We start from the raw sequence: 24,223 nt of genomic DNA on the forward strand, positions 1-24,223 counted from the left end.
TTCTCGTGTAAATAGTCTGTTTCTGCGGAACGGCGGAAAGCGCGGACCGGTCCTTCTGCCCCGTAGGCTCGGTCACGTCGGGCGGTCTCCGCGCCCGGTTGACGCCGATTGGAGAAAGTCGTGCCGGACCTCAGCTCCCGCGTGCTCGAACTCATCGCGAGCGGTCAGGCCTCGAGTCGGACCGAGATCGCCCAGCTCCTCGGTGCCGCGCCGTCGACCGTGTCGCACGTCGTCGGGCAGCTCCTCGGGCACGGCATCCTGGCCGAGGAGGGCACCGACGTCTCCACCGGCGGTCGGCCCCGCAAGGTCCTGCGGATCGGCGGGACGGACGAGTACGCGGTCGCCGCGGACGTCGGCGGCGGTCACGTCCGCATCGGCATCGTCCTGCCGGGAGGCGCGCTCGAGTCCGTCTCGACCGTCCCGTTCGCGCTCGCCGACGGTCCGACGGCCGGCCTGGCCGCACTCGCGGGCCTCCTCGACGCCCTGGTGACCGAACGCGGACGCGACGGCCTGCGCGGGGTCGGGTTGAGCCTCCCGGGTCCGGTCGACGTCGAGGCGGGCGTCGTCGACCTGCCGAGCCGGATGCCCGGCTGGAACGGGTTCCCGGTCGCCGCCTGGCTCACCGAGCACTTCGGGGTGCCGGCCGCGATCGACAACGATGCGAACTGCATGGCCGCGGGCGAGCAGACCGTGCAGCCGTCCACCCGACGCCAGGCGATCACGGTGAAGGCCGGGTCGGCGATCGGCGCGGGCATCATCATCGACGGGCACCTGTACCGCGGCTCGACCGGAGCCGCCGGCGACATCACGCACGTGCGCATCGACGCCGCCGGCGACACCCCGTGCTCGTGCGGCAACACCGGCTGCCTCGAGACCGTGGCGTCCGGGGCGGCGCTCGTCCGGATCCTCCGCGAGGCCGGCGTCGACGTCAGCACCACGCAGGACGTGGTCCGACTGGCGACCGACGCGCACCCGGAGGCGACCCGCGCGGTGCGGATGGCGGGGCGCTACCTCGGCGAGGTCCTGGCCGCCAACGTGAACTTCTTCAACCCGGACGCCGTCTCCCTCGGCGGCATCCTGTCCACCCTCGAGCCGTTCGTCGCCGCCGTCCGGAGCCAGCTCTACGAGAGCTGCCACCCGCTCGTGACCCAGCACCTCGTCATCGAACGTGCCTCGCTCGGCGCCGACGCCGGACTCGTCGGGGCCGGCCAGTTCGCCCTGCAGCGCGGTCTGGCGGCGTCGCTCGAGGAACTGTCCACCCCCGTCCCGCTGCGCACCACCAGGAACAGGAGCACCCGTGTCTGACTCCGGCACCACCGCCGACACCCGACGTCCGGTCATCGCCATCGCCGGGCTGGCCATCGAGACCTCGACGTTCACGCCGACCCGGACCCCGGCCGCCGCGTTCCACCCGGACCGTGGCGACGAGGTCGTCGCCCGCTACGACTTCCTGGCGCCGCTCGCCGACCGCGCCGACTTCCGGGGCGCCCTGATCGGCCACGCGCTGCCCGGCGGGGTCGTGCTCCGCGAGTCCTTCGAGGAGCTCAGCGCCGAGATCACCGACCGGCTGTCCGCGATCGCCGCCGACACCACGATCGACGGCCTGTGGTTCGACATCCACGGCGCGATGGTGGTCGAGGGGCTCGACGACGCCGAGACCACGCTGCTCGACCGCATCCGCGCGGTGGTCGGCCCGGACGTCGTCGTCTCGGCGTCGATGGACCTGCACGGCAACGTCTCACCCGGGCTCGCCCACCAGTGCGACCTGATCACCTGCTACCGGCTCGCCCCGCACGAGGACGCCCTCGAGACGAAGGAGCGCGCCGTCCGCAACCTCGTCGACGTGCTCACCACCCGGCCGGTCGGCTCGCAGCGCCCGGTGAAGGCCTGGATCCCGGTGCCGGTGCTGCTGCCGGGCGAGAAGACCTCGACCCGCATCGAGCCCGCCGCGTCGGTGTACGGACAGGTCGCCGAGGTCGAGTCGACCGAGGGTGTGCTCGACGCCGCGATCTGGGTCGGCTACGCCTGGGCCGACCAGCCGCGGAACCGTGCCGTCACGGTCGTCACCGGCTGGGACGAGGCCGCCGTCCGTGCCGGGGCCGAGCGCCTGGCCCGGTCGTTCTGGGACGCCCGCGACGACTTCGCCTTCGTCGCGCCGGCCGGCTCGTTCGACGAGTGCCTGGCCGCCGCACTGGCCCCGGGCGCCGCACGCCCGTACTTCGTCTCCGACTCCGGCGACAACCCGACCGCCGGTGGCTCGGGTGACATGACGTGGGGGCTGACGCAGCTGCTCGCGCGCGACGAGTTCCGGAGCACCGACGGCCCGGTCGTCCTGTACGCCAGCGTCCCCGGCCCCGCCGCGGTCGCCGCGTGCGTCGCGGCCGGCGTCGGCGCCACCGTCACGGTCACCGCGGGCGCCGAGGTCGACGACCTGCACGCCGGACCGCTCACCATGACCGGACGCGTGCACGCGGTGAAGACCGGCGACCGGGACGCCCGGACCGAGGTCGTGCTGCAGGTCGGCAGCGTCTTCGCGATCCTCACCGAGCTCCGGAAGCCGTACCACCACGAGCACGACTTCACCGACCTGGACCTCGATCCGCGCAGCGCCGACCTGGTCGTCGTGAAGATCGGCTACCTCGAACCCGAGCTGTACGACATGGCCGCCGACTGGATGCTCGCGCTCACCCCGGGCGGTGTCGACCAGGACCTCGAGCGACTCGGCCACCACCGGATCGAGCGACCGATGTACCCGTTCGACCGGACCTTCCCGGAGCCGCCCGACCTGTCCGCCCGGATCATCCCGGGGTCCGACCGACCACTCGGCGTGCACGCATGACCGACGGTGTCGGTGTCGGTGGCCGTGTCGCGGCCCGCTCGCTCGAGATCGCCGTGACGTCGGTCACCGGGGCCGCGACCGCCCGGGCCGGGGGCGCCGACCGCGTGGAGCTCTGCAGCGCCCTCGAGCTCGGCGGACTCACCCCGTCGCAGGGGCTCGTCGAGGCGGCCGTCGCGACCGGGCTGCCCGTGCACGTCCTGGTGCGCTGCCGTCCGGGTGGCTTCGTGCACGACGACGACGAGGTCGACCTGATGGTGCGCGAACTCGTCGCCGTGCTGCGTTCCGGGGCGACCGGCGTCGTGGTCGGTGCCCTCCGCCCGGACCACACGCTCGACACCGCCGCACTCACCCGCTTCGTGACCGCGGCCCGCACCGAGCGGCCCGACGCCGAGGTCACCCTGCACCGGGCGATCGACCACGCCGACGACCCCGTCGCCGCCGCGGCCGGACTCGCCGACCTCGGGTTCACCCGGGTGCTCACCTCCGGGGGCGCCCCGACCGCCCTCGCCGGCGCCGACACCATCGCCCGGATGGTCACGGCAGCCGGCCCTGTGCAGGTGATGGCCGGTGCCGGGGTCACCCCCGCGGACGTGCCCGTGCTGCTCGGCACCGGGGCCGCCGCCGTGCACCTCTCGGCGAAGCGCCGGGCGGACACCGCACACGCCGGGGTGCCGATGGGCGCCGGGGACGCCGGGAGCGGGCACTTCGAGACCGACGCCGAGGTGGTGCGGGCAGCGCGGGCTGCGGTGGACGCGCACCGCGGCTGACGCGGGCGGCGGGGCGGGGCGGCACCGGACCTCCCGGCCGTGCCGAGCCTCCCGGCCGTGCCGAGCCGGGTCAGTCGGCGGGGAGCGCGACGCTCCGCAGCGTCGCGCTCGGCAGTTCGCCGAACCGCGTCCGGTACGCGCCGGAGAAGCGGCCGAGGTGGGCGAACCCCCACTTCCGGGCGACCTCGGCGACCGCGGCGGTCGACGGGTCGGCGGTCCGGAGCTCCTGGTGCACGGCGTCGAGTCGGACGTTCCGCAGGTGTGCCAGCGGGGACACCCCGATCGACCGGTTGAACGACTGCTGCAGCCCGCGCGGGCTCATCCCGGCGGCGGCGGCGATGTCCGCGAGCGTCACGGTGCGGTGCGCGTGCTGCTGGATGTAGGCCAGGGCGACGCGGAGCCGCTCGCTGCTCGTCGTCGCGGGGGCGTCCACCGGGAAGGTGGCGACCACGGTCCGTGCGATCCGGGCGTTCAGCTCGGCACGCTCGCGGCCGACGACCGACTCGTCGGTGATCGCCCCACCGAGTGACTGCAGGACCGACCGCAGTTCGGCGAGGTCGGCGTCGGACTCGGTCCGCCGGAACCGCAGCGGGCCGGCCACCTGGACGCCCTCGGCGGCGAGCGCCCACCGCAGCAGCCGGTCGGACAGGTGCAGCATCGACACGCGGCTGGTGGCGGCGTCGAAGTCGTACCGGAGCGCGGCGGCGATCAGGAACGGCTGACCGGGGCGGATCGTCGTGCGGACGCCGTCCTCGGCGGTGATGACCGCACTGCCGTCGCCGATCCAGAAGACGATGTGGTCGGCGCGGGGCTGCATGGTGCCGGCGCGGCGGCCCTCCACCGCGGACCCACGGAGCGACAGGTCGGCGTCGCCGGCGCCGGTGTACCGGAAGGCGGAGCGCTCGTCACCGATGCCCCCGCCGGTACCGTACGTGTCGCTGAGACTCGTCGGTCGGGTCGCACTGGTCCCCGCCAACCGGACGGCTCGGAAGCCGTCGGGGGTCCCCGAGCTCGGGCGCAGATGGGTCACGCCCTGATGTTCCCATGTCTGTCCGTCCTGCGCGAGTACCTGCGGGGTACGCCGATCGGCGCGGGGCACAGTCGCCGACCGGTAGAAGGAGTCATGACCTCCTCTACGCGGAACCCCCTCGGCGTCACCCTCGTCGACGGCGGCGCCAACGTCGCCGTCTTCTCCAGCACCGCCGAGCGCATCGAGTTCTGCCGGTTCGACGACGACGGCACCGAGCACCGGACCGAGCTGACGAACCGCACCGGCTACACCTTCCACGACGTCGTGCCGGACGTCACCGTCGGCACCCGCTACGGCTTCCGCGTGCACGGCGCCTGGGACCCGGCGAACGGCCTGCGTCACAACCCGGCGAAGCTCCTGCTCGACCCGTACGCCACCGCGATCGACGGCGAGTACCGCTGGGGTCAGGAGCTGTTCGGCCACGACATGGACGAGCCGGAGCAGATGGACGAGTCCGACTCGGCCGCCGCCATGCCGCGCTCGATCGTCGCCGACCGCTCGTTCGACTGGCAGGGCGACACCCGGCTCGAGACCCCGCTCGCCGACACCGTCGTCTACGAGGTCCACGTGAAGGGCTTCACGAAGCAGCACCCCGACGTGCCCGAGGAGATCCGCGGCACCTACGCCGGCCTGGCGCACCCGGCCGCGATCAAGCACCTCACCGACCTCGGCATCACGGCCGTCGAGCTGCTGCCCGTGCACCAGTTCGTGCAGGACTCCACGCTCGAGGACAAGGGCCTCCGGAACTACTGGGGCTACAACAGCATCGGCTTCTTCGCCCCCCACGACGAGTACGCCGCCTCGGGCACCGCCGGCGAGCAGGTCGCGGAGTTCAAGGAGATGGTCAAGGCCCTGCACGCCGCGGGGCTCGAGGTCATCATGGACGTCGTCTACAACCACACCGCCGAGGGCAACCACATGGGCCCGACGCTGTCCTTCAAGGGTCTCGACAACCAGTCGTACTACCGCCTGGTCGAGGGCGACGAGGCGAACTACTTCGACACCACCGGCACGGGCAACAGCCTGAACGTGTCGCACCCGAACGCGCTCGGGCTGATCACGGACTCGCTCCGCTACTGGGTCGAGGAGATGCACGTCGACGGCTTCCGCTTCGACCTGGCCACGACGCTGACCCGGCAGGACGGCGAGGCCGAGAAGCACTCCGCGTTCCTCGACATCATCCACCAGGACCCGGTGCTCCGCGACGTGAAGATGATCGCCGAGCCGTGGGACACCGCCGGCTACCAGGTGGGCGGCTTCCCGGCCGACTGGTCGGAGTGGAACGGCAAGTACCGCGACGACCTCCGCGCGTTCTGGCGCGGCGACGAGGGTGCGCTCGGCGACGCCGTGCAGCGCGTCCTCGGCTCCCCCGACGTCTACGAGGGTTCGCGCCGCTCCCCGCTCTGCTCGGTCGACTTCGTCACCGCGCACGACGGCTTCACACTGGCCGACCTCACGATGTACGCCGAGAAGCACAACGAGGCGAACGGCGAGGACAACAACGACGGCGAGAGCAACAACACCTCGTTCAACGGCGGCGTCGAGGGCCCGACCGACGACGGTGCGGTGAACGACTACCGCGACCGTCAGCGCCGCAACTTCCTCGGCACCCTGATGCTCTCCGCCGGTGTGCCGATGATGCTCGGCGGCGACGAGATCGCCCGCTCGCAGGGCGGCAACAACAACGCCTACTGCCAGGACGACGAGATCTCGTGGTTCGACTGGGCCGCGGCCGACGCGGACCTGCTCGCCTTCACGACCGCGGCGATCGCGTTCCGCAAGCAGCACGAGGCGCTCCGCCCCGAGTGGTACCGAACCGCCCCGGGCCACTCCGACTCCACGGTGTCGGTGCTGCGCGCCGACGACGCCGGCTTCGAGGACGGCGACTGGGCCGACGGCGGCAACCGCTCCGTGATGCTCGTGCTCGAGCAGGGCGACGACTCGGTCGCCGTGCTGCTGAACGCCTCCGAGACCACGGTCGAGTTCACCCTGCCGGAGAAGCCGGGCGGCGGCAGCTGGACGCTCGGGCTCTCGAGCGACCCGGAGCAGCAGCTCGACGGCGACGCCACCACGCTGCTCGTCCGCGACGCCTCCTTCACGGCCCTGCACTAGCCCGAGAGGCCTCCAGCCCACCCGGGAGGACAGTGGAACGATGAGCCAGTACGAGAAGCAGGACCCGACCACCCTCTACCCGGTACCGCCGTTCCCGAAGCAGGAGCAGTCGTTGCCCGGAGCCGCGTGGAAGATGGACCCGAAGCCGGACCACGGCGAGGAGAGCTACGTCGGCACGGGCCGGCTGGAGGGCTTCCGTGGCATCGTCACGGGTGCCGACTCCGGCATCGGCCGGGCCGCCGCGATCGCCCTCTCGCGGGAGGGCGCCGACCTGGTGCTCTCCTACCTGCCCGACGAGCAGGAGGACGCGGAGGAGGTCCGCGACCTGCTCGAGGGCGAGGGCCGGAAGGCCGTGCTGTTCCCGGGGGACATCTCCGACGAGCAGTACTGCTCCGACCTGGTGCAGAAGGGCGTCGACGAGCTCGGCGGCCTGGACACGCTGGTCATGGTCGCCGGCCGGATGGACAGCAACGACGACATCCTGACCCTCGACACGTCGATGTTCGACTCGACCTTCAAGACGAACATCTACTCGCTGTTCTGGCTGACGAAGGCCGCGGTCCCGCACCTGGAGCCCGGCTCGACGATCGTCACGACGGGCTCGATCCAGGCGTCCACCCCGTCGCCGGACAAGATCGACTACGCCGTCTCGAAGGGCGCCATCAAGCTCTTCACCGAGGCGGTCGCGCAGCAGCTCGCGCCGAAGGGCATCCGCGTCAACTCGGTCGCCCCGGGTCCGGTGTGGACGCCGCTCCAGCCGGGTTCGGACGACGCCGAGACGGTGTCGACCTTCGGCCAGCAGGCGCCGTACGGCCGTCCGGGGCAGCCGGCCGAGCTGGCTGCGGCGTACGTCCACCTGGTGAGTCCAGAATCGAGCTACCAGTCCGGTTCCACGATCACGGTCGCCGGCGGCACGCCCGCCTTCTGAGCACGATCCGAGTCCGGTCAGCACTTGCGAAGGAGCACACCATGAGCAACGACACCACGGCGCACGACCCCGAGGGCACGCCGAAGCCGGACGGGCTCGGCGACGACGGGACCGTCCCCAACGAGCCCGGCGGTGTCGCCGCCGGGTTCACCGGTGACGACTCGCACTTCAACGCGGAGGAGGACGCCGTCGTCGACGGCTCCGACGAGGGCGACGCAGACGCCTGACCGGACGGCGCGGACGCGCTGACCACACGACGGGAGGCCCGGTACCAGCTGGTACCGGGCCTCCCGTCGTGCGCATGCGCAGTCGTGCGCGAGGTGGTGCGCTCAGTGGTGCGCGTGCACCTTCGCGTGGCCGAGCCCACGGCGCATCAGCGCCCGGTTGACCGGCGTGGTGACGACGAAGGCCAGGGCGAGGGACAGCGCCAGCGACCCCCAGAACAACCACTGGTCGAGCTGAGCGTCGAGGGCGCCCGGGATCGCGACCACGACGGTGTTGTCGATGACCTCCATCACCGCGATCGACACGGTGTCCGCGGCGAGCGCGACCCGGAGTGCCGCGCCGAGCGACAGGCCGGAGCGGAGCACCCCGCGCGTGGTCAGGGCGTAGCCGAACACGAACGCCAGCACGATCGACAGCACCACCGTCCCGGCGTTGTGCAGCCCGGTGGCCGTGCCGATGACCATGCCGAGGACCTCGCCGATCGCGCACCCGGTCAGGCAGTGCAGCGTCGCCTGGGCAGCCGCCGACCACGTGGTCGCGGGGCCGTGGCCGTTCATGTCGCCGTGGCCGCTCATGTCGCCGCTGTGCCCGCTCACCGGGCGCTCCCGTCGACGGAGCGGAAGCGGCGCAGGCGCAGGCTGTTCGTCAGCACGAACACCGACGACAGCGCCATCGCGGCCCCGGCGATGACAGGGTTCATGAGCCCGGCCATCGCGAGTGGGATCGCGGCGACGTTGTACGCGAAGGCCCAGAACAGGTTCGCCCGGATGGTGCGGAGCGTCCGGCGTGACAGCCGGACGGCGTCCACCGCGGCCCGGAGGTCGGCCCGCACCAGGGTGATGTCCGCGGCCTCGACGGCGGCGTCGGTGCCGGTGCCCATCGCGATGCCCAGGTCCGAGGCGGCGAGCGCGGCGGCGTCGTTCACGCCGTCGCCGACCATCGCGACGGTCCGACCCGCGGCCTGCAGCTCGGTGACGATCCGGTACTTGTCCTCGGGTCGGACGCCGGCGGTCACCTGGGTGATGCCCACCTCGGCGGCGACACGCTGCGCGACCCCGGCGGCGTCCCCGGTGAGGAGCACGGTGTCCAGCCCGAGCTCCTGCAGTCGGCGGACGGCCTCGGCGGCCCCGGGTGCGACGGTGTCGGCCACGACGACGAGCCCGCGGACCCGGCCGTCCCAGGCGACGGCGACGGTGGTGCGGCCGGCGGTCTCGGCCTCGGTCGCCGCGGTGCTGAGGGACTCGGGCACGGTGACGGACCAGGCGTCGCGGAGCCAGACCGGCCGCCCGACCAGGACCAGCACGCCGTCGACGAGCGCCTGGACGCCGAGTCCGGCGGTTGATGCGAACGACTCGGGGCGGTTGGCGGGGTCGGTGCCGGCGGAGTCCACAGCACCGGCGGCGACGACCGCGCGGGCGATCGGGTGCTCGGACCCGGACTCGGCGACGGCCGCGGCTCGGAGGACGGCGTCGGCGTCCTCGCCCTCGGCGGGCAGGACCGCGGTGACCCGCATGGTGCCGGTGGTGACCGTGCCGGTCTTGTCGAGCAGGACGGTGTCGATGCGGCGGGTGGCCTCGAGGACCTGCGGGCCGCGGATGAGGATGCCGAGCTGCGACCCCCGACCGGTGCCGACCAGCAGTGCGGTCGGTGTGGCGAGCCCGAGCGCGCAGGGGCAGGCGATGACGAGCGTGGCGACGGCGGCGGTCAGGGCGGCCTCGACGTCCCCGGTGAGGACGAGCCACCCGACCAGGGTCAGGGCGGCGAGCCCGAGCACGACGGGGACGAACACGCCGGAGACCCGGTCGGCCAGGCGCTGCACGTCGGCCTTGCCGGTCTGCGCCTGGGTCACGAGCGTGCCGATCCGGGCGAGCTCGGTGTCCGCGCCGACCCGGACGGCCTCGACCGTGAGCAGGCCGCCGACGTTGACGGTCGCGCCGGTCACCGCGGTGCCGGGGCCGACCTCGACGGGGACGCTCTCCCCGGTCATGACGCTGCTGTCGACCGCGCTGGTGCCGTCGACGACCGTGCCGTCGGTGGCGATGCGCTCACCGGGGCGGACGACGAACCGGTCGCCGACGCGGAGGGACGCGGCCGGGACCTCGACCTCGGTCCCGTCACGGAGCACCCGGGCGGTGCTGGCGCCCAGGGCGAGCAGGGCACGGAGGGCGGCGCTCGACCGGGTCTTCGCGCGGCCCTCGGCGTACCGCCCGGCGAGCAGGAACACGGTCACGGCGGCCGCGACCTCGAGGTACGGCTCCGGGGCGGCGCCGCGCGGAGCGGTCAGCGCGAAGGACATGTGCACGTCGGGACCGCCGGCGCCGCCGAACACGAGCGCCCAGAGCGACCACACGAAGGCGGCCGCGACGCCCAGGCTGACCAGGGTGTCCATCGTCGCGCTGCCGTGCCGGGCGTTCAGGGCGGCGGCACGGTGGAACGGCCAGGCACCCCACGTCGCCACCGGGGCGGCGAGCACGAGTGCGACCCACTGCCACCACGGGAACTGGAGGGCCGGCACCATCGACAGCGCGACGACCGGCACCGCCAGGACGGTGGAGACGACCAGGCGACGCCGGAGCGGGGCGAGCGCGTCCACGTCGGGCTGCTCGGGCTCGGGACGGCGTGCGCCGTACCCGGCCTGCTCGACGGTGGCGATGGCGTCGTCCACCGCGGTGCCGTCGGGCAGCGCGACCGTCGCGGTCTCGGTGGCGTAGTTCACGGTCGCCGAGACCCCGGGCATCCTGTTGAGCTTGCGCTCGATGCGGTTCGCGCACGAGGCGCACGTCATGCCCTCGATCGCGAGCTCGACCGGGGCCGGCGGGGTCGTCGTCACCGGTGTCAGCGCTCCGCCAGGGTGTAGCCGGCGTCCTCGACCGCGGCGTCGACGGCGGTGTCGTCCAGCGGCGCGGTGCTCGTCACGGTCGCGGTGGAGCGGCCGCCGGCGACCAGGTCGACCTGGACGTCGGTGACGCCCGGCAGTTCGCGGAACGCCTCGTCGATGCTCATGACGCAGTGCTCGCAGGTCATGCCGTCGATCGCGTAGGTCTCGGTCTGCAGGTCGGTCATCCGGTCCTCCTCGTGACACCCGGTGTGCGGGTACGATGTCGCATACCCATGGGGGGTACCCCTACCGTAACCCCGACGACGAGGATCTGTTCCCGATGAGCGACGAACCAGCGGAGACCGCACACCCCGAGGCCGCACAGCCCGAGTCCGCCCACCACCACGGCTACATCTCCGCCAAGGACGACTACCGCAAGCGCCTGCGCCGGATCGAGGGTCAGGCCCGCGGGCTGCAGCGGATGGTGGAGGACGAGGAGTACTGCATCGACATCCTCACCCAGGTGTCCGCGATGACGAAGGCACTGCAGGCGGTCTCGATGGAACTGCTCGAGGACCACCTGCGCCACTGCGTCACGGATGCGGTCGCCCGCGGTGGTGACGAGGCCGAAGCGAAGATCCAGGAAGCCACTCTGGCCATCAAGCGCTTGGTTCGGTCCTGACAGGTCCAGCTCGTGTACTGCTGGGTTCTCCCACCAAACCGACTGCTGGTCCACTCCGAATGTCCTGCGAGGCGCATGGCAACCGACCGCGTCGACACCTGACGAGAGGTTCCCTCATGACCACGAACGCAACGGCACGATCCGGCTACGGCACCACGCTCACCCAGAAGGGTGCGCTGCTCTTCGGCGTCGTCTTCATCATCGTCGGCATCGCCGGCTTCATCCCCGGCCTGACGATGGACATGGGCACCATGTCGGTCGGCGGCAACGACTCGATGGCCAAGCTGCTCGGCATCTTCCAGGTGTCCGTCCTGCACAACATCGTCCACCTGCTGTTCGGCATCGTCGGCCTGCTCGCCGCCCGCTCGCACGGCTTCGCCCGCCAGTACCTGCTCATCGGCGGCATCGTCTACGCCGTGCTCTTCATCTACGGCCTGTTCACCGCCGGCATGCCCACCGCGGCGAACTTCGTGCCGCTGAACATCGCCGACAACGTGCTGCACCTGGTGCTCGCCGTCGCGATGATCCTGCTCGGCATCGTCCTGCCGCGCGCCGGGGCACGCACCGCCCGCTGAGAGCAGTGACGGTCCGCGCACCGCGCTGACGACGAACGGGAGGCCCGTGACCAGCTGGTCACGGGCCTCCCGTTCGTGCGGTCCAGCCGTGCGACGTCGCACGGCCGACGCGTCCTCAGCCCTGCGGCGGCGAGTACAGCTGCAGGTCGTTGCCCTCGGTGTCCTTGAAGGGGATGATCTTGCCCCACGGGTGCTCGCTGATCTCGCCCTGGATGTCCGCGCCGCGCTCCTTGAGCGAGGCGACCTCGTCCTCGATGCTGCCGTCCGGCTGGAACGAGATGACCGCGCCGCCGTCGCTCGACTGGCTGGCGGACTCGCGTCCGTTCAGGCCGATCATCAGACCGCCGGCGTCGATCTCGCTCCAGTCGTCGGACTGGTCCTGCACCGTGAGACCGAGCGTGTCGCGGTAGAACGCGACGGCGCGCTCCATGTCGCTGACCGGGACCCAGACTGCTGCGACTCCACTTGCCATGGTGTTTCCTCTCGTCGTGGTGTGCCCTGGACGCTAGGCCGCCGGGAGTCCGCGACGACCCAGCCCCGGACGGTTCGGGGTACGTCCAGCACGGCGGCGGAGGCTCGGGGTGATCGCCCGCCGACGGTGCGCGACCCCGACGGGAGGACGACCATGACCGAGATCGTGCACGTGGTGCTCGTGGACTGGGACGGCGAGGACGGCACGGCGCCGGAACGCGCGAGCGCCCTCGTCGCGGAACACCTGCCGACCATCGACGGCGTCGTGTCCGTCACCTCCGGGCCGAGCGTCAGCCCCGAGGGACTCGAGGGCGGCTTCGACTGGGCGCTCGTCGTCCGGTTCCGCGACGCCGCCGCCCGCGACGGGTACCTGCCCCACCCGGCACACCAGCCGGTGGCGGACCACATCGGGGCGCGGAGCGCGCGGGTGGTCGTCTTCGACGTCGCGGGCTGATCGCCTCGTGGACTCGCCGGTACGGTGAAGTCCATGGCGGAGCGGTACAGCACCTCGACGGGGACGGATCGGGTCGACCGGGCGCAGGTGCACGCATGGCTGAGTGAGCAGTCGTACTGGGCACGGGGACGATCGCGAGCGACACAGGACGCTGCGATCGACGCATCCCGCAACTACGGCGTCCACGACGACGTGACCGGCGAGCAGGTCGCCTGCGCGCGAGTGGTGACCGACGGCGTGACCTTCGCGTGGCTCTGCGACGTGTTCGTCGCCCCGCAGGTCCGCGGGCGCGGAGTCGGCAAGTTGCTCCTCGCCGCAGTGGTCGACGACCTCGAACCACTCGGACTCACGCGCACGCTGCTCTCGACCGGCGATGCGCACGGCCTCTACGCCCAGTTCGGCTTCGCGCCCCTCGACGATCCGTCGAAGATGATGGCACGCGTCCGGTAGCCGGCCGACTGCCCGGCTTCTCAGGGCAGCTGGCGCCGCGTCGCCGTACGATCGTCTTGCCGAGACGTCCGCGTCACGCATCGGGCAGGTCGTGGTGCGGGCCGCCGCAGTGAGACGACGCGATCGCCGCTGATCGAGGCGGCTGGTCCCCCACCGACACGAACGGGTTCACCGCATGCAGGCAGTCATCGTCGGGGGCGGGATCGCCGGCTTCGCCGCCGCCGTCGCCCTGCACCGAGCGGGGGCCGACCCGATCGTCCTGGAGCGCACCGCCGGGTTCGCGGACGATGTCGGATCGTGGCTGCAGGTCGCCAGCAACGGAGTCGCAGCGTTGCGCGAACTCGGTCTCGGAGCGGCCGTGTCGGCGATCGGGGTCCCGACGCCGCGACTGCAGACGTTCGACCCGCGAGGGCGTCTGACCGCGGACCTCCCGCTCGGGCTGCAGGACGCCGGAGCGACGACGCGCTCGCTGGACCGAGCCGATCTCTACCGGCTGCTCCGCACGGAGGTGCAACGACTGGGCATCACGATCGTCACCGGAGCACGTGTGCTGAGCGCCGTCGACGAGGGGAACCGGGCGAGCGTGCTCACCGAGACGTCCGAGCGCTTCACGGCAGACGTCGTCATCGGTGCGGACGGTGTCGGCTCTGCCTTCCGACGCACCTTCGGAGGCCACGGCCCCGGGCCGGACGCCGCGACGTCGCGGGACGTCCTGGCCCCGGTCGTCAGCATCGGCGGCAGGTACTCCGGCAGCGGACTCACCGACGCCGAGACCGGAACCACCGGAACGCTGCAGTTCCGGTTCGGCAGGGAGTGCTTCGTCAGCACGATGCGGGTCGACGCGTCGACCGTCACGTGGTTCGCCAACCCACGCCTCAGCACGGTGGCCGGCGGCGTGGGCGTCGCCGTGGGCATGAGCGGCCCGGAGTGGGTCGCGGAGCTCCCGCGTCTCGTCGGGCGGGACGTCCTCCCGCTCGCGGCACTGGTGGCGGGCTCGCGGACCGTCGACGTGTGGGCCTCCCGGACCACCCCGCGTCCGGTTCGGTGGGGGCGCGGGCGGGTGGTCCTCATCGGGGACGCGGCGCACGCGATCCCGCCGACCGCCGGGCAAGGCGCTTCCCTGGCGCTCGAGGACGCCGTCGTCCTCGGCGCGCTGGTCGCCGGTGGAGCGCCGGCGCCGACCCTCGCGGTCCGGATGCAGGAGCTGCGGAGTCGGCGCGTCGACGCCATCACACGGCAGGGGGAGCTGCTGGACCGGAGCAAGACGCTCGGCGTGGTGGGGTCGGCCCTCCGCGATCGGCTGGTCCTGCCCGGCGCTGCGCTCACGGCACGCCGACGGCGCGTGGGACCGGCGGCGTGGATGTACCGGTTCGATCCGTCGACCTGACCCGGCACGCGCACCGCGGGGCGGACGACGGACGGGAGGCCCGTGGCGGCGCCGCCACGGGCCTCCGGTCCGGCCGTGGCCGGGTCAGCCGGCGGTGCGGAACCGGTCCGGTCGCGTCTGGAACCAGCGGATCAGCTCGCGGAGCGCCGGTGAGGCGTTCGAGGGCACCGCGTCCGGGGCGGGGGTCTCGGCGGAGATCGACTCGACGTCGTCGAACGTGGAGCGGTAGCCGGGCACGTCCTCCAGGTCGGTCTCGGAGGTCGGCGCGAACGCCATCGTCCACCGGGGGAACTGCCGCTCCTCGATGACGTCCTCGAGCAGCATCGTCACCTTCGTGTGCCGCGGGTCGGTCTTGATCGTGGCCATCTTGGCGCGCACCGCGGCGTCCGGGCCCTCGAGCAGCTGCAGGAAGTACCCGTTCCGGAACAGCAGCATGCCGGTCACGTCGTTCCGCTCGTTGGCGGTGCGGCTCTGCGAGAGCAGGCCGGCGAGTGCGGCGTCGTCGAACGAGTCCGTGGCGACGCTCGAGTAGATCAGCGACAGCATCAGGGGCACCGCTTTCCGGTCGGGGAGGCCCGACACACCCGCGGAGGACGGATGAGGAACCGGATGCCAGCGAACTCCGGCGCGGCTGGGAACGGGGCGCCGCTGTCCGCTGAGCGGCGGTGGGTCAGTCCTGCTCGGGATCCGCCGGCTCGCCGCCGGAGTCCACGTCGCTGTCCTGCTCCGGGTCCTGGGTGGCGTTGCCCGAGGCGGACCCGTCAGGGAGCTCCTCGGTGCGTCGTGCGTCGTCGTCGCTCACGCCGTCCGGACCGGTTCCACTCAGTGCATCACTCATGTCGGGGACGCTACGCCGATCCGGTGGGTGTCCGGTCAGTCCTCGCGGCGGCCGGTGCGCAGACCGTCGAACTGGTCGTCGCGCCACTCCCCCACGACGGGCGGCCCGCCCGCGGCCTCCTGTTCGCGTGCGCGGAGCTCGACGCGGCGGATCTTGCCCGACACGGTCTTCGGCAGCGCACCGAACTCGAGCCGACGGACGCGCTGCCAGGCCGGCATCGCGGTGCGGGCATGGGCCAGGATGCTCCGCGCGGTCTCGGCACTCGGCTCCCACCCGGCGGCGAGGGTGACGTACGCCTTGACCACGTTGAGCCGCGACTCGTGCGGTGCCGGGACGACCGCGGACTCGGCGACCGCGGGGTGCTGGAGCAGGGCGCTCTCCACCTCGAACGGCGACACCTTGTAGTCGGAGGACTTGAAGACGTCGTCGGTCCGGCCGACGAAGGTCAGCGAGCCGTCCTCGTGCCGGGTGGCGACGTCGCCGGTGTGGAAGTACCCGCCGCGCAGTGCGTCGTCGGTCCGCTGCGGGGCGTCGAGGTAGCCGGCCATCAGGTTGACCGGACGGGTGGTCAGGTCGAGGCAGACCTCACCCTCGGTGACACCGGCCTCGCCGGTGACCGGGTCGAGGAGCTCGATCGCGATGCCGGGCAGACCGTGGCCCATCGCACCCGGGCGGACGGTGTCGCCCGGGGCGTTGCCGACGATCGCGGTGGTCTCGGTCTGGCCGTAGCCGTCGCGGATGGTCGTGCCCCAGGCCTCCTCGACCAGGCGGATGACCTCGGGGTTGAGGGGCTCGCCGGCGGAGACGACCTCGCGGAGCGCACGGGGGCGGGCGCCGAGGTCGGCCTGGATGAGCAGGCGCCACACGGTCGGCGGGGCGCAGAACGAGGTGACCTCGGCCCGCTCGAGCTGGTGCAGCAGGGCGGCCGGGTCGAAGCGCTCCTGGTTGTGCACGAAGACGGTGGCCTCGGCGATCCACGGGGCGAAGAAGCAGCTCCACGCGTGCTTGCCCCAGCCGGGCGAGCTGATCGCCAGGTGCACGTCGCCGGGCTGCAGGCCGATCCAGTACATCGTCGTCAGGTGCCCGACCGGGTACGAGGTCTGCGTGTGCACGACCATCTTCGGCTTGTCGGTCGTCCCCGAGGTGAAGTACACCAGGCAGGGGTCGTCGGCGGCGGTCACGACCTCCGGGCGCCACTCGTCCGCGGGTGCCGGCTCGCCGAGGTCGTCCGGGTAGGTCGTCCACCCGTCCGCGCTGCCGCCGACGACGATGCGCGTGAAGTCCCCCGTGACGTCGGCGTACTTCGGGGTCTCGCGGAGCGTCGTGACCACGTGGGCCACCCGTCCGCGGTCGACCCGGTCCTGCAGGTCCGCGGCGCCGAGCATGGTCGAGGTCGGCAGGATCACGGCGCCGACCTTCATCACCGCGAGCATCGACTCCCAGAGCTCGAGCTGGTTGTCGAGCATGAGCAGGACGTGGTCGCCCGTGCCGACGCCCAGGTCGTGCAGGCGAGCTGCCAGCCGGTCCGACCGCGCGGACATCTCGGCGTAGGTGGTGTGCGACTCGCGGCCGTCCTCCTCGACGATCACGAGCGCCTCACGGTCGTTGCCCTGCGCGATGACGTCGAACCAGTCGATCGCCCAGTTGAACGTCTCGCCGACCTCGGGCCAGCGGAAGTCCCGGCGCGCGGCGGCACTGTCGGAGCGGGCGTGCAGCAGGACGTCTCGGGCGGCGCGGAAGGCGGAGGCGGGTTCGGTGCGCATCCTCTGACCTTGCCCCATCCAGCCCGGGATGCACAGCAGGACACAGTTGATAGCGCATCGAGACCTCGTGAGTCAACCCCTCGCGGACAGACCGACGTCATCCGTACGGTCTCCGATGGTGCGTCCTGCCTGCGCGCCCGGACGGAGAGGACACGGATGACCACGATCGACGACACCGCGTCCGACCGTGCCGCGGCCGAGGACCGGAGCACCGTCCGCCTCGAGGCGTTCGGCGGGTCCCCCGACGCGGCCGTCGTGGACCTCAGCGGCTTCTACGCGGGCCGACACTGGTCGGCGCGCACCTCCGGCCGGCCCTTCTCGTACCGCTACACCGCCGTCGGTGACGCGGACGTGACACTCCGCCGGTCGCAGATCGCCGGCTCGATCCGCGGCCTGGTCCCGGCGTCCGACGAGTACATCGTGCAGTGGCTGACGGCCGGCCACGGGATCCCCGACGTCGTCCACGACCGCGTGCCGATGGTCCGGGACGTCCCGATGCTCTTCCCGACCGCCCGCGAGTTCGTGTTCGACTACCAGGACCACGACCAACGCCTGGTGCACATGTCCCGCCGGCTCGTGCACGCGGTCGCCGACGAGCTGTTCCACACCGGCGAGGTCGCCGATCTCGGCCTCGACCACCTGCGCACCCTCGACCCGGCCACGGTCACGCACTGGCGGGGCAGCCTGGCGCTGCTCTCCCGTGCACTCCGGGTCGGCGGTGTGGAGGGCCTCCTGTGGCACACGCTCACCCGTGGGACCGCGGCGGCGTTCCTCCGGATGTACCCGCCGACCGTCGTCCCGCTGCCGCCCGCCGTGCTCCTGCCCCGTCGGGCGCGACTGCGTGCCGCGGTGGAGTACGTGCACGAGCACGTCGCCGAACCGCTCACCGTCTCGGACGTCGCACGGGCCGCCGGGCTGAGCGTCCGCGCCACCCAGGAGGCGTTCCAGCGTCACCTCGGCATGCCCCCGCTCCGCTACGTGCAGCACGTGCGCCTCGAACGCGTCCGCCACGAGCTGCTGCAGACCGATGCGACGACCGGGTCCGTGCAGGCGGTCGCCCGGGTGTGGGGGTTCGCGCACCTCGGACGGTTCTCCGCCGCCTACCGGAACGCCTTCGGCGAGTACCCGCGGGAGACCCTGCGGCGCTGACGGCGTCGTCGCGGTCGGCGGCTCGGCCTCAGTCGAAGCCGCCGAGCCCCTCGGCCTGCACTTCAGGATCCTCGTGCACCGGCCGCACGGGACCGGCCAGCACCGCCAGTCGTCGAACGTGCTCGACGAACCCCGCGTCGTCGATCGCCGGAGCGCGCAGGTCGTCGACCGCGCTGCTCACGGTGATCAGGCTGGCGGGACCGAGCAGCAGCGTCTCGACGGCGGGTCGGCCCTCGTCGTCGAAGGTCGGCACGTCGATGGTGTCGGTCTTCCCGTTCCCCCCGAGCACGGCGGCGTACCGGATGACGGCGTCGGCAGCACCGTCGGTGGTCCGGATCGCCCGGCCGGCGTAGTGGATGTCCTTCACCGGCCCAGTGAACGCAGGACCGGATGCGGTCGGTCCCAGACTCGGGCTGACCCGTCGTGGAACACGCAGGGGCTCCTCGGTGTTGCACCCGGTACTGTCGCAGCCAGCGTCACGAACCACGGAGGTACCGATGACCACCACCGAGACCGCGATCCTCGCCGGCGGATGTTTCTGGGGAGCGCAGCAGCTGCTCCGTCGACGCCCGGGCGTCATCAGCACACGCGTCGGCTACTCCGGCGGTGACGTCCCCAACGCCACCTACCGCAACCACGGCACGCACGCCGAGGCCGTCGAGATCGTCTTCGACCCCTCGGTGATCTCGTACCGCGAGCTGCTGGAGTTCTTCTTCCAGATCCACGACCCGTCCACCAAGGACCGACAGGGCAACGACGTCGGGGTCAGCTACCGTTCGGCGATCTTCTTCGCCTCGGACGAGCAGCGTGACGTCGCCCTCGACACCATCGCGGACGTCGACGCCTCCGGCATCTGGCCGGGCAAGGTCGTCACCGAGGTCGCCCCCGTCGGCCCGTTCTGGGAGGCCGAGGAGGAGCACCAGGACTACCTCGAGAAGGACCCGTACGGGTACACGTGCCACTTCGTGCGCCCGAACTGGGTGCTCCCGAAGCGCAGCGAGACGGCCGCCACAGCCTGACGCCCGGCGCGAGCAGGGACGAGACGGGAGGCCCGGTACCAGCTGGTACCGGGCCTCCCGTCCGTCGTGCCTCCCGCGGGACGCGGGGGCGGCGAAGCTGGCAGTACGCCTGGGAAACTGACGGCGTCCGCACACAGTCAGTTCTCATGTCATAATCAGCACAGCAGCACGACCAGCCGTCCGGCCGGTCACTGCTCGCAGGGATTCGTCTCCTGCACCTGCGACTCCCAGCAGGTCGAGCACCACGTCCCCCGGTCACGCGCCGGTCCCGCAACCACGGGACCAGGCTGCCAGCAGCTCCTCGAGCTGTCCGACCAGGACGCGGTCGACGCAGATCGACGTTCGACGTCGCAGAGGGCACACCCATGAAGAAGATCATCACCGCCACCGTCATCGGCGCAGCCGGCGTCGCACTCCTGCTGGGCGGCGCGGGCACCTTCGCGCTCTGGAACTCCAGCGCCGAGACCGCCGGCGGCACGATCGTCGCCGGTGCACTCGCCATCAAGCCGACGACCCAGGCGGCATCGTGGACCGTCAACGGCGGCTCCCCGCTGTCGACGCTCGACGGGTACCCGATCGTCCCGGGCGACGTCGTCACCTACACGCAGGACATGGTCGTGTCGGCGAACGGCAAGGGGCTGACCGCGAAGCTCGCCGTCGACCCGGCCTCCGTCGAGGCGACCTCCACGAGCGACCCCGCGGACGTCGCCCTGGCGAAGTACCTGTCGACGAACGCCGTGCTCACGGCGACCGGTGACGGCATCTCCGGGTCGTCCGCGCCCTTCACGGTGACCGGGCAGACCGGCCACGAGCAGGACGTCCGCGTCGGCGTCACCATCACCTTCCCGAAGAGCGACACCGCCGGGGTCGAGGACGGTACCCAGAACGGTTCCGTCGACCTCGACGCCATCGCCGTCACCCTGACCCAGGCGTGAAGCGCGGGCGCAGAGGGTCCGCGATGACCGGCTGGCCGGCGGCGACCCTGCTCGCCGCCGGCGTGGTCGGGGTCGCGGCCCTGGTCGCGGTCGCCACCGACGGTGGGACGTTCGCACTCCTCAGCGCCCAGGCCTCGACCGACCCGGTGACCATCACCGCCGGGTCGGCCGACCTGTCCCTGAGCAGCCTCACGCTGCCGACCACGGCACTCTGGCCCGGTGACACCGAGTTCGGGGTGCTGACCGCGCGCAACACCGGGGACGTGCCGCTCGACCTGAGCATCGCGACCGCCCGCGGCAGCGCGCCGGCGAGCACGACCGGCACGACCGGCACGACGACCGCCGTGGCCGACCTGCGGGTCGCGATCGGGGCGTCCACCTCGGTGGCCGCCTGCCGGTCCGGCGTCATGCACACCACGTGGACCGGCACGCTCGACTCGAGCACGGCGACGACGGCCGGCATCTCGGTCCGCCCCGGCGCCGCGGTCGTCCTCTGCGTCGGACTCACCATGCCGTCGAGCGCTCCCGCGTCCCAGCAGGGCCTCGGCACCGACTTCACGGCGACGATCACCGGGACGCAGGCGAGCTCATGACCGCCCGCCGGCACCGCGCACCCGTCGACCGACGACGCCTGGTGCTCCTCGGCTCGACCGCCGTCGCGCTCCTCGCCCTCGGGATCGGCACCGCCGGCACCGCCCGGGCGACGTGGACCGCACCCGCCCAGACCGTCGGTGCGCACGCGTCGACCGGCTCGGTCGCCGTCACCGTCAGCGGCGTCGAGGACCTGGCCAGCACCTACACGTCCAGCGCCCTGGGCCACGCCGCGACGGTGACGATCGTGAACTCCGGGACGGTCCCCGCCGACGTCCGCCTCGCCCTGACCGCCTCGGTCGGCGCAGCGCTGTCCACCGCGCAGCGCGTCGACGTCTGGCAGCCGACGGCCGGCAACCCCTGCACCGGCTCCCCCTCCAGCACGGCCCGCTCGGGCTCCGGCTCGACGATCCCCGACGTCACCGCGAGCCTGGCCGCCGGCGCGAGCACGACCTCCTGCGTGCGGACGTCCGTCACCCAGGGGCAGCGCTTCGACCTGTCCGGTGGCGCCACGACCCTCGATGCCGTCGTCACCGCACGCCAGGGCTCGTGGACCGGCACCGCGCACGCACGCGCGAGCCAGGTCGTCGCCGCCACGGTGACGCCCGGCATGCCCACGAAGACCAGCGAGACCGACAGCAGCATCGCGCTCACCTGGAGCGCCCCCGCGGACACCAGCGGCGTCGGGTCCTACGTGCTCGCCCGCGACGGCGTCCCGATCGCCACCCTGCCGGCGTCGACCCGCTCGTACACCGACACCGGCCTGCAGGTCTCCACCTACTACGCCTACGACGTCCGCGCCGTGCCCACCGGCCCCGCCGGGCACTCCTCCCCCGTCTCGACGCGCATCCAGCACGCCACCGGCTGGTTCACGACCACCGGCCGCTACGTGCTCCGGAACCCCGCGACCGGGACGTGCGTGACGGCTGGCGGCACCACCTCCGGCAGCCCGATCAGCACCGCCGGGTGCACGACGAGCACCACGCAGACCTGGCAGTTCAGCGTCGACGGCGACTGGCTGCGCGTGACGTCGCCGTCGGCCCCGCAGCTGTACTGGGACGCGCCGAGCGACCGCTCCGCGGTGCTGCGGACGCTCAACGACATCAGCGCGCAGAAGTGGTCGGTCGAGGCCGTCGGCGCCGGCTCCGGTCTGTTCCGACTGCACAACAAGAACGACCTGTGCCTGACGGCGGCAGCGTCGTCGTCCGCGTCCGCGAGCACCGCGATGACCGTGGCCGACTGCGGCTCGTCCACGCTGCAGCTGTTCACCCTCCGGGCGTCCTCGTGACGGGCGCGAGCACGGCCGCGACGCCGGCAGCGGCACCGACGCGCGTCTCGGCGGTCGCCCGCCTGCTGGGGCAGACCGCCGCCGTCCTGGTGCTGCTCGCCGTGATCGCCGTCGCCGCGCTGGCGATCGTCGTCCCGAGGCTCACCGGGTCCGTCCCGCTCACCGTGCTCACCAGCTCGATGGAACCCGGCATGCCGCCCGGCACCCTGGCGGTCGTCCGCCCGGTCGACCCCAACGACATCGGCGTCGGCGACATCGTCACCTACCAGATCCGCGTCGACCGGCCGGGCGTGATCTCGCACCGCGTCACCGCGATCGCGGTCGGCGCCGACGGCCGACGCCTCTTCACCTTCAAGGGCGACAACAACACCGACGCCGACCCGGACCGCGTGGTCGCGGCCCAGATCATGGGGCGCGTCTGGTACTCGATCCCCGGGTTGGGCTTCGTCAACACCTCGGTCGCAGGGCACGCGAAGGCCTGGCTCGTGCCGACGCTGGGCTTCGCCATGATCGGGTACGCCCTGGTCCTCGTGGTGCGTGCGCTCGTCGGCGCGCGACGTGCGCGCGCGACGGACGGGAGGCACGGCACCAGCCGGCACCGCGCCTCCCGTCCGTCACCGGTCGCGTCTACCGCGCCCGCGTCGCCCCGATCGCCCACACACGTGGCGGCTGCGCGCCGTTGACGGCGTGGTCCCCGACGATCCGCGCCTTGAACACCCACGGGTTGTGACTGCCCGCGGTCCGGGCGTTCCGCCAGTGCCGGTCCAGGTTCTTCGTCGTGCTGACGCCGGAGGCGGCGAGCGCGTCGAACAGGTGCGAGGTCGCCTGCGTCGCCAGTGAGGTCAGCGCGACCTGCGCCTGCGCGGTCGCGAGTTCGGCCCGGTCGTTGCGGCGTTCGTCCTCGGCCTCGTCGAGGGCGGCCCCCTCGTACGCGGCCTGCAGCGCCTCGGCTGCCCGGTCGACGATCGCGGTGGCGGCGAAGCCGGCGGCGGACACCTCGCCGACGACCTGCAGGATCTGCGGATCGGCGGCGAAGGTGTCGGCGTTGCCGTGCGAGAAGACGCGGTTGCGGGTGCGGACGGCGAGCGCGACCTCCCGTTCGGCGGCCAGGACCGAGCCGGCCAGGACCGCCAGCAGCACCCCCTGGTAGAACGCGGTCTGGTACTTGAACCGGTCGTCGAAGAGGGTCACCGCGTCCGCCTCGACGCGCGCGTCGACGAAGGTGCTCGTGCCGGAGCCGGTGGTCTGCTGGCCGAAGCCGTCCCAGTCGTCACCGTGCGTGACGCCGTCCTGGTGGGCGTCGACGATCGCGATCACCCGCTCGCCGGTGTCGGTGCGCTCGGCGTAGGTGTCGATCCAGTCCGCGAAGATGCTGCCCGTGGAGTAGTACTTCTGCCCGCTGATCCGGAACGTGCCGTCGGGCTGCGGGGTGACCTTCGTGATGACGTCGCCGACCTGCACGGCGCCGACCTCGGTCCACGAGTTGCCGGCGATCTCACCGCGGCCGAAGCGGTCGAGCCAGCGCGCCCGCTCCCCCGACCGGCCGACCAGGCGGTCCTCGACCAGGGCGAAGTGACCGCGGAGGGCCTGCGGGATGTTGCTGTCGGCGGCGGCGAGCTCGGTCAGCAGTCGGAACAGCTGCGGCAGCGTCGCGCCGGCGCCGCCGTGCTCGACGGGCACCCGCAGGGCGCCGAAGCCGGCGGCCGCGAGTTCGCGGATCTCGGCGGTCGGCAGGGTGTGGGTGCGCTCGCGTTCGGAGGCGCCGGCGGCGATCCGGTCGAAGATCGGCCGGAAGCGGGCGGCGAGGGTCTCGTCGTCCGGGGCGGTGTGCGTGGTGGTGGGCGGCGTGCTGGTGGTGCTGGTGCTGGTGCTGGTCATGGTGCGTCCGATCTCGTGTGGCGG

General features: G+C 72.5%; 27 protein-coding genes. 17 read left to right on the forward strand and 10 right to left on the reverse strand.

Annotated elements, in window-relative coordinates; translation table 11 throughout:
• Nucleotides 1–120: 120 nt before the first annotated feature.
• From JOD51_RS15665 to JOD51_RS15675, 3 genes are read left to right on the forward strand one after another with little or no spacing between them, the layout of a single operon-like run.
• Entirely contained in the window at nt 121–1,305 is a 1,185-nt protein-coding gene (locus JOD51_RS15665) for an ROK family transcriptional regulator (protein WP_204610150.1), read from the forward strand.
• Nucleotides 1,298–2,839, forward strand: a complete 1,542-nt coding sequence (locus tag JOD51_RS15670; protein ID WP_259558475.1) for a M81 family metallopeptidase — start codon at nt 1,298–1,300, stop codon at nt 2,837–2,839. The genes JOD51_RS15665 and JOD51_RS15670 overlap by 8 nt, the downstream gene beginning before the upstream one ends.
• Complete coding sequence (locus JOD51_RS15675) at nt 2,836–3,606, forward strand: copper homeostasis protein CutC (protein WP_204610152.1); 771 nt, start codon at nt 2,836–2,838, stop codon at nt 3,604–3,606. The genes JOD51_RS15670 and JOD51_RS15675 overlap by 4 nt, the downstream gene beginning before the upstream one ends.
• Nucleotides 3,607–3,676: 70 nt before the next feature.
• Here JOD51_RS15675 and JOD51_RS15680 read toward each other — a convergent pair whose 3' ends face one another.
• On the reverse strand, nt 3,677–4,636 hold the full coding sequence (locus JOD51_RS15680) for a helix-turn-helix transcriptional regulator (protein ID WP_204610154.1): 960 nt from the start codon (nt 4,634–4,636) through the stop codon (nt 3,677–3,679).
• A 93-nt stretch (nt 4,637–4,729) separates the two neighbouring features.
• Between JOD51_RS15680 and glgX the strand changes: the two genes are divergently transcribed.
• The 3 genes from glgX to JOD51_RS15695 are packed head-to-tail and all read left to right on the forward strand — an operon-like array spanning nt 4,730 to nt 7,903.
• Nucleotides 4,730–6,748 (forward strand): glycogen debranching protein GlgX, encoded by a 2,019-nt coding sequence (gene glgX / locus JOD51_RS15685; RefSeq protein ID WP_204610155.1) that lies wholly within the window; start codon nt 4,730–4,732, stop codon nt 6,746–6,748.
• Between the two features lie 40 nt (nt 6,749–6,788).
• Nucleotides 6,789–7,676: an SDR family oxidoreductase gene (locus JOD51_RS15690; RefSeq protein ID WP_204610156.1), complete on the forward strand. Its 888-nt coding sequence runs from the start codon at nt 6,789–6,791 to the stop codon at nt 7,674–7,676.
• 41 nt (nt 7,677–7,717) lie between these two features.
• Nucleotides 7,718–7,903 carry a hypothetical protein gene (locus JOD51_RS15695; protein ID WP_204610157.1) on the forward strand — a complete coding sequence of 62 codons (186 nt, stop codon included), beginning with the start codon at nt 7,718–7,720 and terminating at the stop codon, nt 7,901–7,903.
• A gap of 102 nt (nt 7,904–8,005) precedes the next feature.
• On the opposite strand, the gene JOD51_RS15700 is transcribed toward JOD51_RS15695, so the two are convergent.
• From JOD51_RS15700 to JOD51_RS15710, 3 genes are read right to left on the reverse strand one after another with little or no spacing between them, the layout of a single operon-like run.
• Nucleotides 8,006–8,497, reverse strand: coding sequence for a DUF4396 domain-containing protein (locus tag JOD51_RS15700; RefSeq protein ID WP_259558462.1), 492 nt, complete (start codon nt 8,495–8,497; stop codon nt 8,006–8,008).
• The gene (locus tag JOD51_RS15705; RefSeq protein ID WP_204611333.1) at nt 8,494–10,686 is read right to left on the reverse strand and encodes a heavy metal translocating P-type ATPase; all 2,193 of its coding nucleotides are present in this window, start codon (nt 10,684–10,686) and stop codon (nt 8,494–8,496) included. Before JOD51_RS15705 ends, JOD51_RS15700 begins: the two co-directional genes overlap by 4 nt.
• A gap of 50 nt (nt 10,687–10,736) precedes the next feature.
• Nucleotides 10,737–10,964, reverse strand: coding sequence for a heavy-metal-associated domain-containing protein (locus JOD51_RS15710; protein ID WP_372378252.1), 228 nt, complete (start codon nt 10,962–10,964; stop codon nt 10,737–10,739).
• Nucleotides 10,965–11,059: 95 nt separating this feature from the next.
• On the opposite strand from JOD51_RS15710, the gene JOD51_RS15715 reads away from it, so the two are divergent.
• Together JOD51_RS15715 and JOD51_RS15720 are read left to right on the forward strand one after the other, a co-directional pair.
• Nucleotides 11,060–11,401, forward strand: a complete 342-nt coding sequence (locus tag JOD51_RS15715; protein ID WP_204610158.1) for a metal-sensitive transcriptional regulator — start codon at nt 11,060–11,062, stop codon at nt 11,399–11,401.
• A gap of 116 nt (nt 11,402–11,517) precedes the next feature.
• Nucleotides 11,518–11,976, forward strand: coding sequence for a DUF4383 domain-containing protein (locus JOD51_RS15720; protein ID WP_204610159.1), 459 nt, complete (start codon nt 11,518–11,520; stop codon nt 11,974–11,976).
• A 115-nt stretch (nt 11,977–12,091) separates the two neighbouring features.
• Here the strand turns inward: JOD51_RS15720 and JOD51_RS15725 are convergent, their stop codons facing one another.
• Complete coding sequence (locus JOD51_RS15725) at nt 12,092–12,448, reverse strand: VOC family protein (RefSeq protein WP_204610160.1); 357 nt, start codon at nt 12,446–12,448, stop codon at nt 12,092–12,094.
• A 153-nt stretch (nt 12,449–12,601) separates the two neighbouring features.
• On the opposite strand from JOD51_RS15725, the gene JOD51_RS15730 reads away from it, so the two are divergent.
• The 3 genes from JOD51_RS15730 to JOD51_RS15740 all read left to right on the forward strand — a co-directional run bounded on the left by JOD51_RS15730 (nt 12,602) and on the right by JOD51_RS15740 (nt 14,738).
• Nucleotides 12,602–12,901 (forward strand): Dabb family protein, encoded by a 300-nt coding sequence (locus JOD51_RS15730; RefSeq protein ID WP_204610161.1) that lies wholly within the window; start codon nt 12,602–12,604, stop codon nt 12,899–12,901.
• Between the two features lie 33 nt (nt 12,902–12,934).
• The gene (locus JOD51_RS15735) at nt 12,935–13,351 is read left to right on the forward strand and encodes a GNAT family N-acetyltransferase (RefSeq protein ID WP_204610162.1); all 417 of its coding nucleotides are present in this window, start codon (nt 12,935–12,937) and stop codon (nt 13,349–13,351) included.
• 175 nt (nt 13,352–13,526) lie between these two features.
• The gene (locus JOD51_RS15740) at nt 13,527–14,738 is read left to right on the forward strand and encodes an FAD-dependent oxidoreductase (protein WP_204610163.1); all 1,212 of its coding nucleotides are present in this window, start codon (nt 13,527–13,529) and stop codon (nt 14,736–14,738) included.
• An 84-nt stretch (nt 14,739–14,822) separates the two neighbouring features.
• Here the strand turns inward: JOD51_RS15740 and JOD51_RS15745 are convergent, their stop codons facing one another.
• The 3 genes from JOD51_RS15745 to JOD51_RS15755 form a co-directional block, all read right to left on the reverse strand.
• Nucleotides 14,823–15,284: a BLUF domain-containing protein gene (locus JOD51_RS15745; protein WP_204610164.1), complete on the reverse strand. Its 462-nt coding sequence runs from the start codon at nt 15,282–15,284 to the stop codon at nt 14,823–14,825.
• A gap of 124 nt (nt 15,285–15,408) precedes the next feature.
• Nucleotides 15,409–15,576: a hypothetical protein gene (locus JOD51_RS15750; protein ID WP_204610165.1), complete on the reverse strand. Its 168-nt coding sequence runs from the start codon at nt 15,574–15,576 to the stop codon at nt 15,409–15,411.
• A gap of 35 nt (nt 15,577–15,611) precedes the next feature.
• Nucleotides 15,612–17,339: an AMP-binding protein gene (locus tag JOD51_RS15755; protein WP_204610166.1), complete on the reverse strand. Its 1,728-nt coding sequence runs from the start codon at nt 17,337–17,339 to the stop codon at nt 15,612–15,614.
• A 156-nt stretch (nt 17,340–17,495) separates the two neighbouring features.
• Here JOD51_RS15755 and JOD51_RS15760 point away from each other — a divergent pair, with 156 nt between their 5' ends.
• The gene (locus tag JOD51_RS15760) at nt 17,496–18,488 is read left to right on the forward strand and encodes a helix-turn-helix transcriptional regulator (RefSeq protein WP_204610167.1); all 993 of its coding nucleotides are present in this window, start codon (nt 17,496–17,498) and stop codon (nt 18,486–18,488) included.
• Between the two features lie 28 nt (nt 18,489–18,516).
• Here the strand turns inward: JOD51_RS15760 and JOD51_RS15765 are convergent, their stop codons facing one another.
• On the reverse strand, nt 18,517–18,855 hold the full coding sequence (locus JOD51_RS15765; RefSeq protein WP_204610168.1) for a hypothetical protein: 339 nt from the start codon (nt 18,853–18,855) through the stop codon (nt 18,517–18,519).
• Between the two features lie 130 nt (nt 18,856–18,985).
• On the opposite strand from JOD51_RS15765, the gene msrA reads away from it, so the two are divergent.
• From msrA to JOD51_RS15790, 5 genes are all read left to right on the forward strand, one after another.
• The gene (gene msrA, locus JOD51_RS15770; RefSeq protein ID WP_111075207.1) at nt 18,986–19,507 is read left to right on the forward strand and encodes a peptide-methionine (S)-S-oxide reductase MsrA; all 522 of its coding nucleotides are present in this window, start codon (nt 18,986–18,988) and stop codon (nt 19,505–19,507) included.
• Nucleotides 19,508–19,872: 365 nt separating this feature from the next.
• The gene (locus JOD51_RS15775) at nt 19,873–20,442 is read left to right on the forward strand and encodes an alternate-type signal peptide domain-containing protein (RefSeq protein WP_204610169.1); all 570 of its coding nucleotides are present in this window, start codon (nt 19,873–19,875) and stop codon (nt 20,440–20,442) included.
• Nucleotides 20,443–20,465: 23 nt separating this feature from the next.
• The gene (locus JOD51_RS15780) at nt 20,466–21,035 is read left to right on the forward strand and encodes a hypothetical protein (protein ID WP_204610170.1); all 570 of its coding nucleotides are present in this window, start codon (nt 20,466–20,468) and stop codon (nt 21,033–21,035) included.
• On the forward strand, nt 21,032–22,321 hold the full coding sequence (locus JOD51_RS15785; protein WP_204610171.1) for a fibronectin type III domain-containing protein: 1,290 nt from the start codon (nt 21,032–21,034) through the stop codon (nt 22,319–22,321). Before JOD51_RS15780 ends, JOD51_RS15785 begins: the two co-directional genes overlap by 4 nt.
• Nucleotides 22,318–23,004: a signal peptidase I gene (locus tag JOD51_RS15790; protein WP_204610172.1), complete on the forward strand. Its 687-nt coding sequence runs from the start codon at nt 22,318–22,320 to the stop codon at nt 23,002–23,004. The genes JOD51_RS15785 and JOD51_RS15790 overlap by 4 nt, the downstream gene beginning before the upstream one ends.
• On the opposite strand, the gene JOD51_RS15795 is transcribed toward JOD51_RS15790, so the two are convergent.
• Nucleotides 22,949–24,199 (reverse strand): acyl-CoA dehydrogenase family protein, encoded by a 1,251-nt coding sequence (locus tag JOD51_RS15795; RefSeq protein ID WP_204610173.1) that lies wholly within the window; start codon nt 24,197–24,199, stop codon nt 22,949–22,951. The two genes, JOD51_RS15790 and JOD51_RS15795, sit on opposite strands and share 56 nt — an antisense overlap.
• Between the last annotated feature and the right edge of the window lie 24 nt (nt 24,200–24,223).

It is taken from the genome of Curtobacterium herbarum (assembly GCF_016907335.1).
Lineage (GTDB): Bacteria > Actinomycetota > Actinomycetes > Actinomycetales > Microbacteriaceae > Curtobacterium > Curtobacterium herbarum.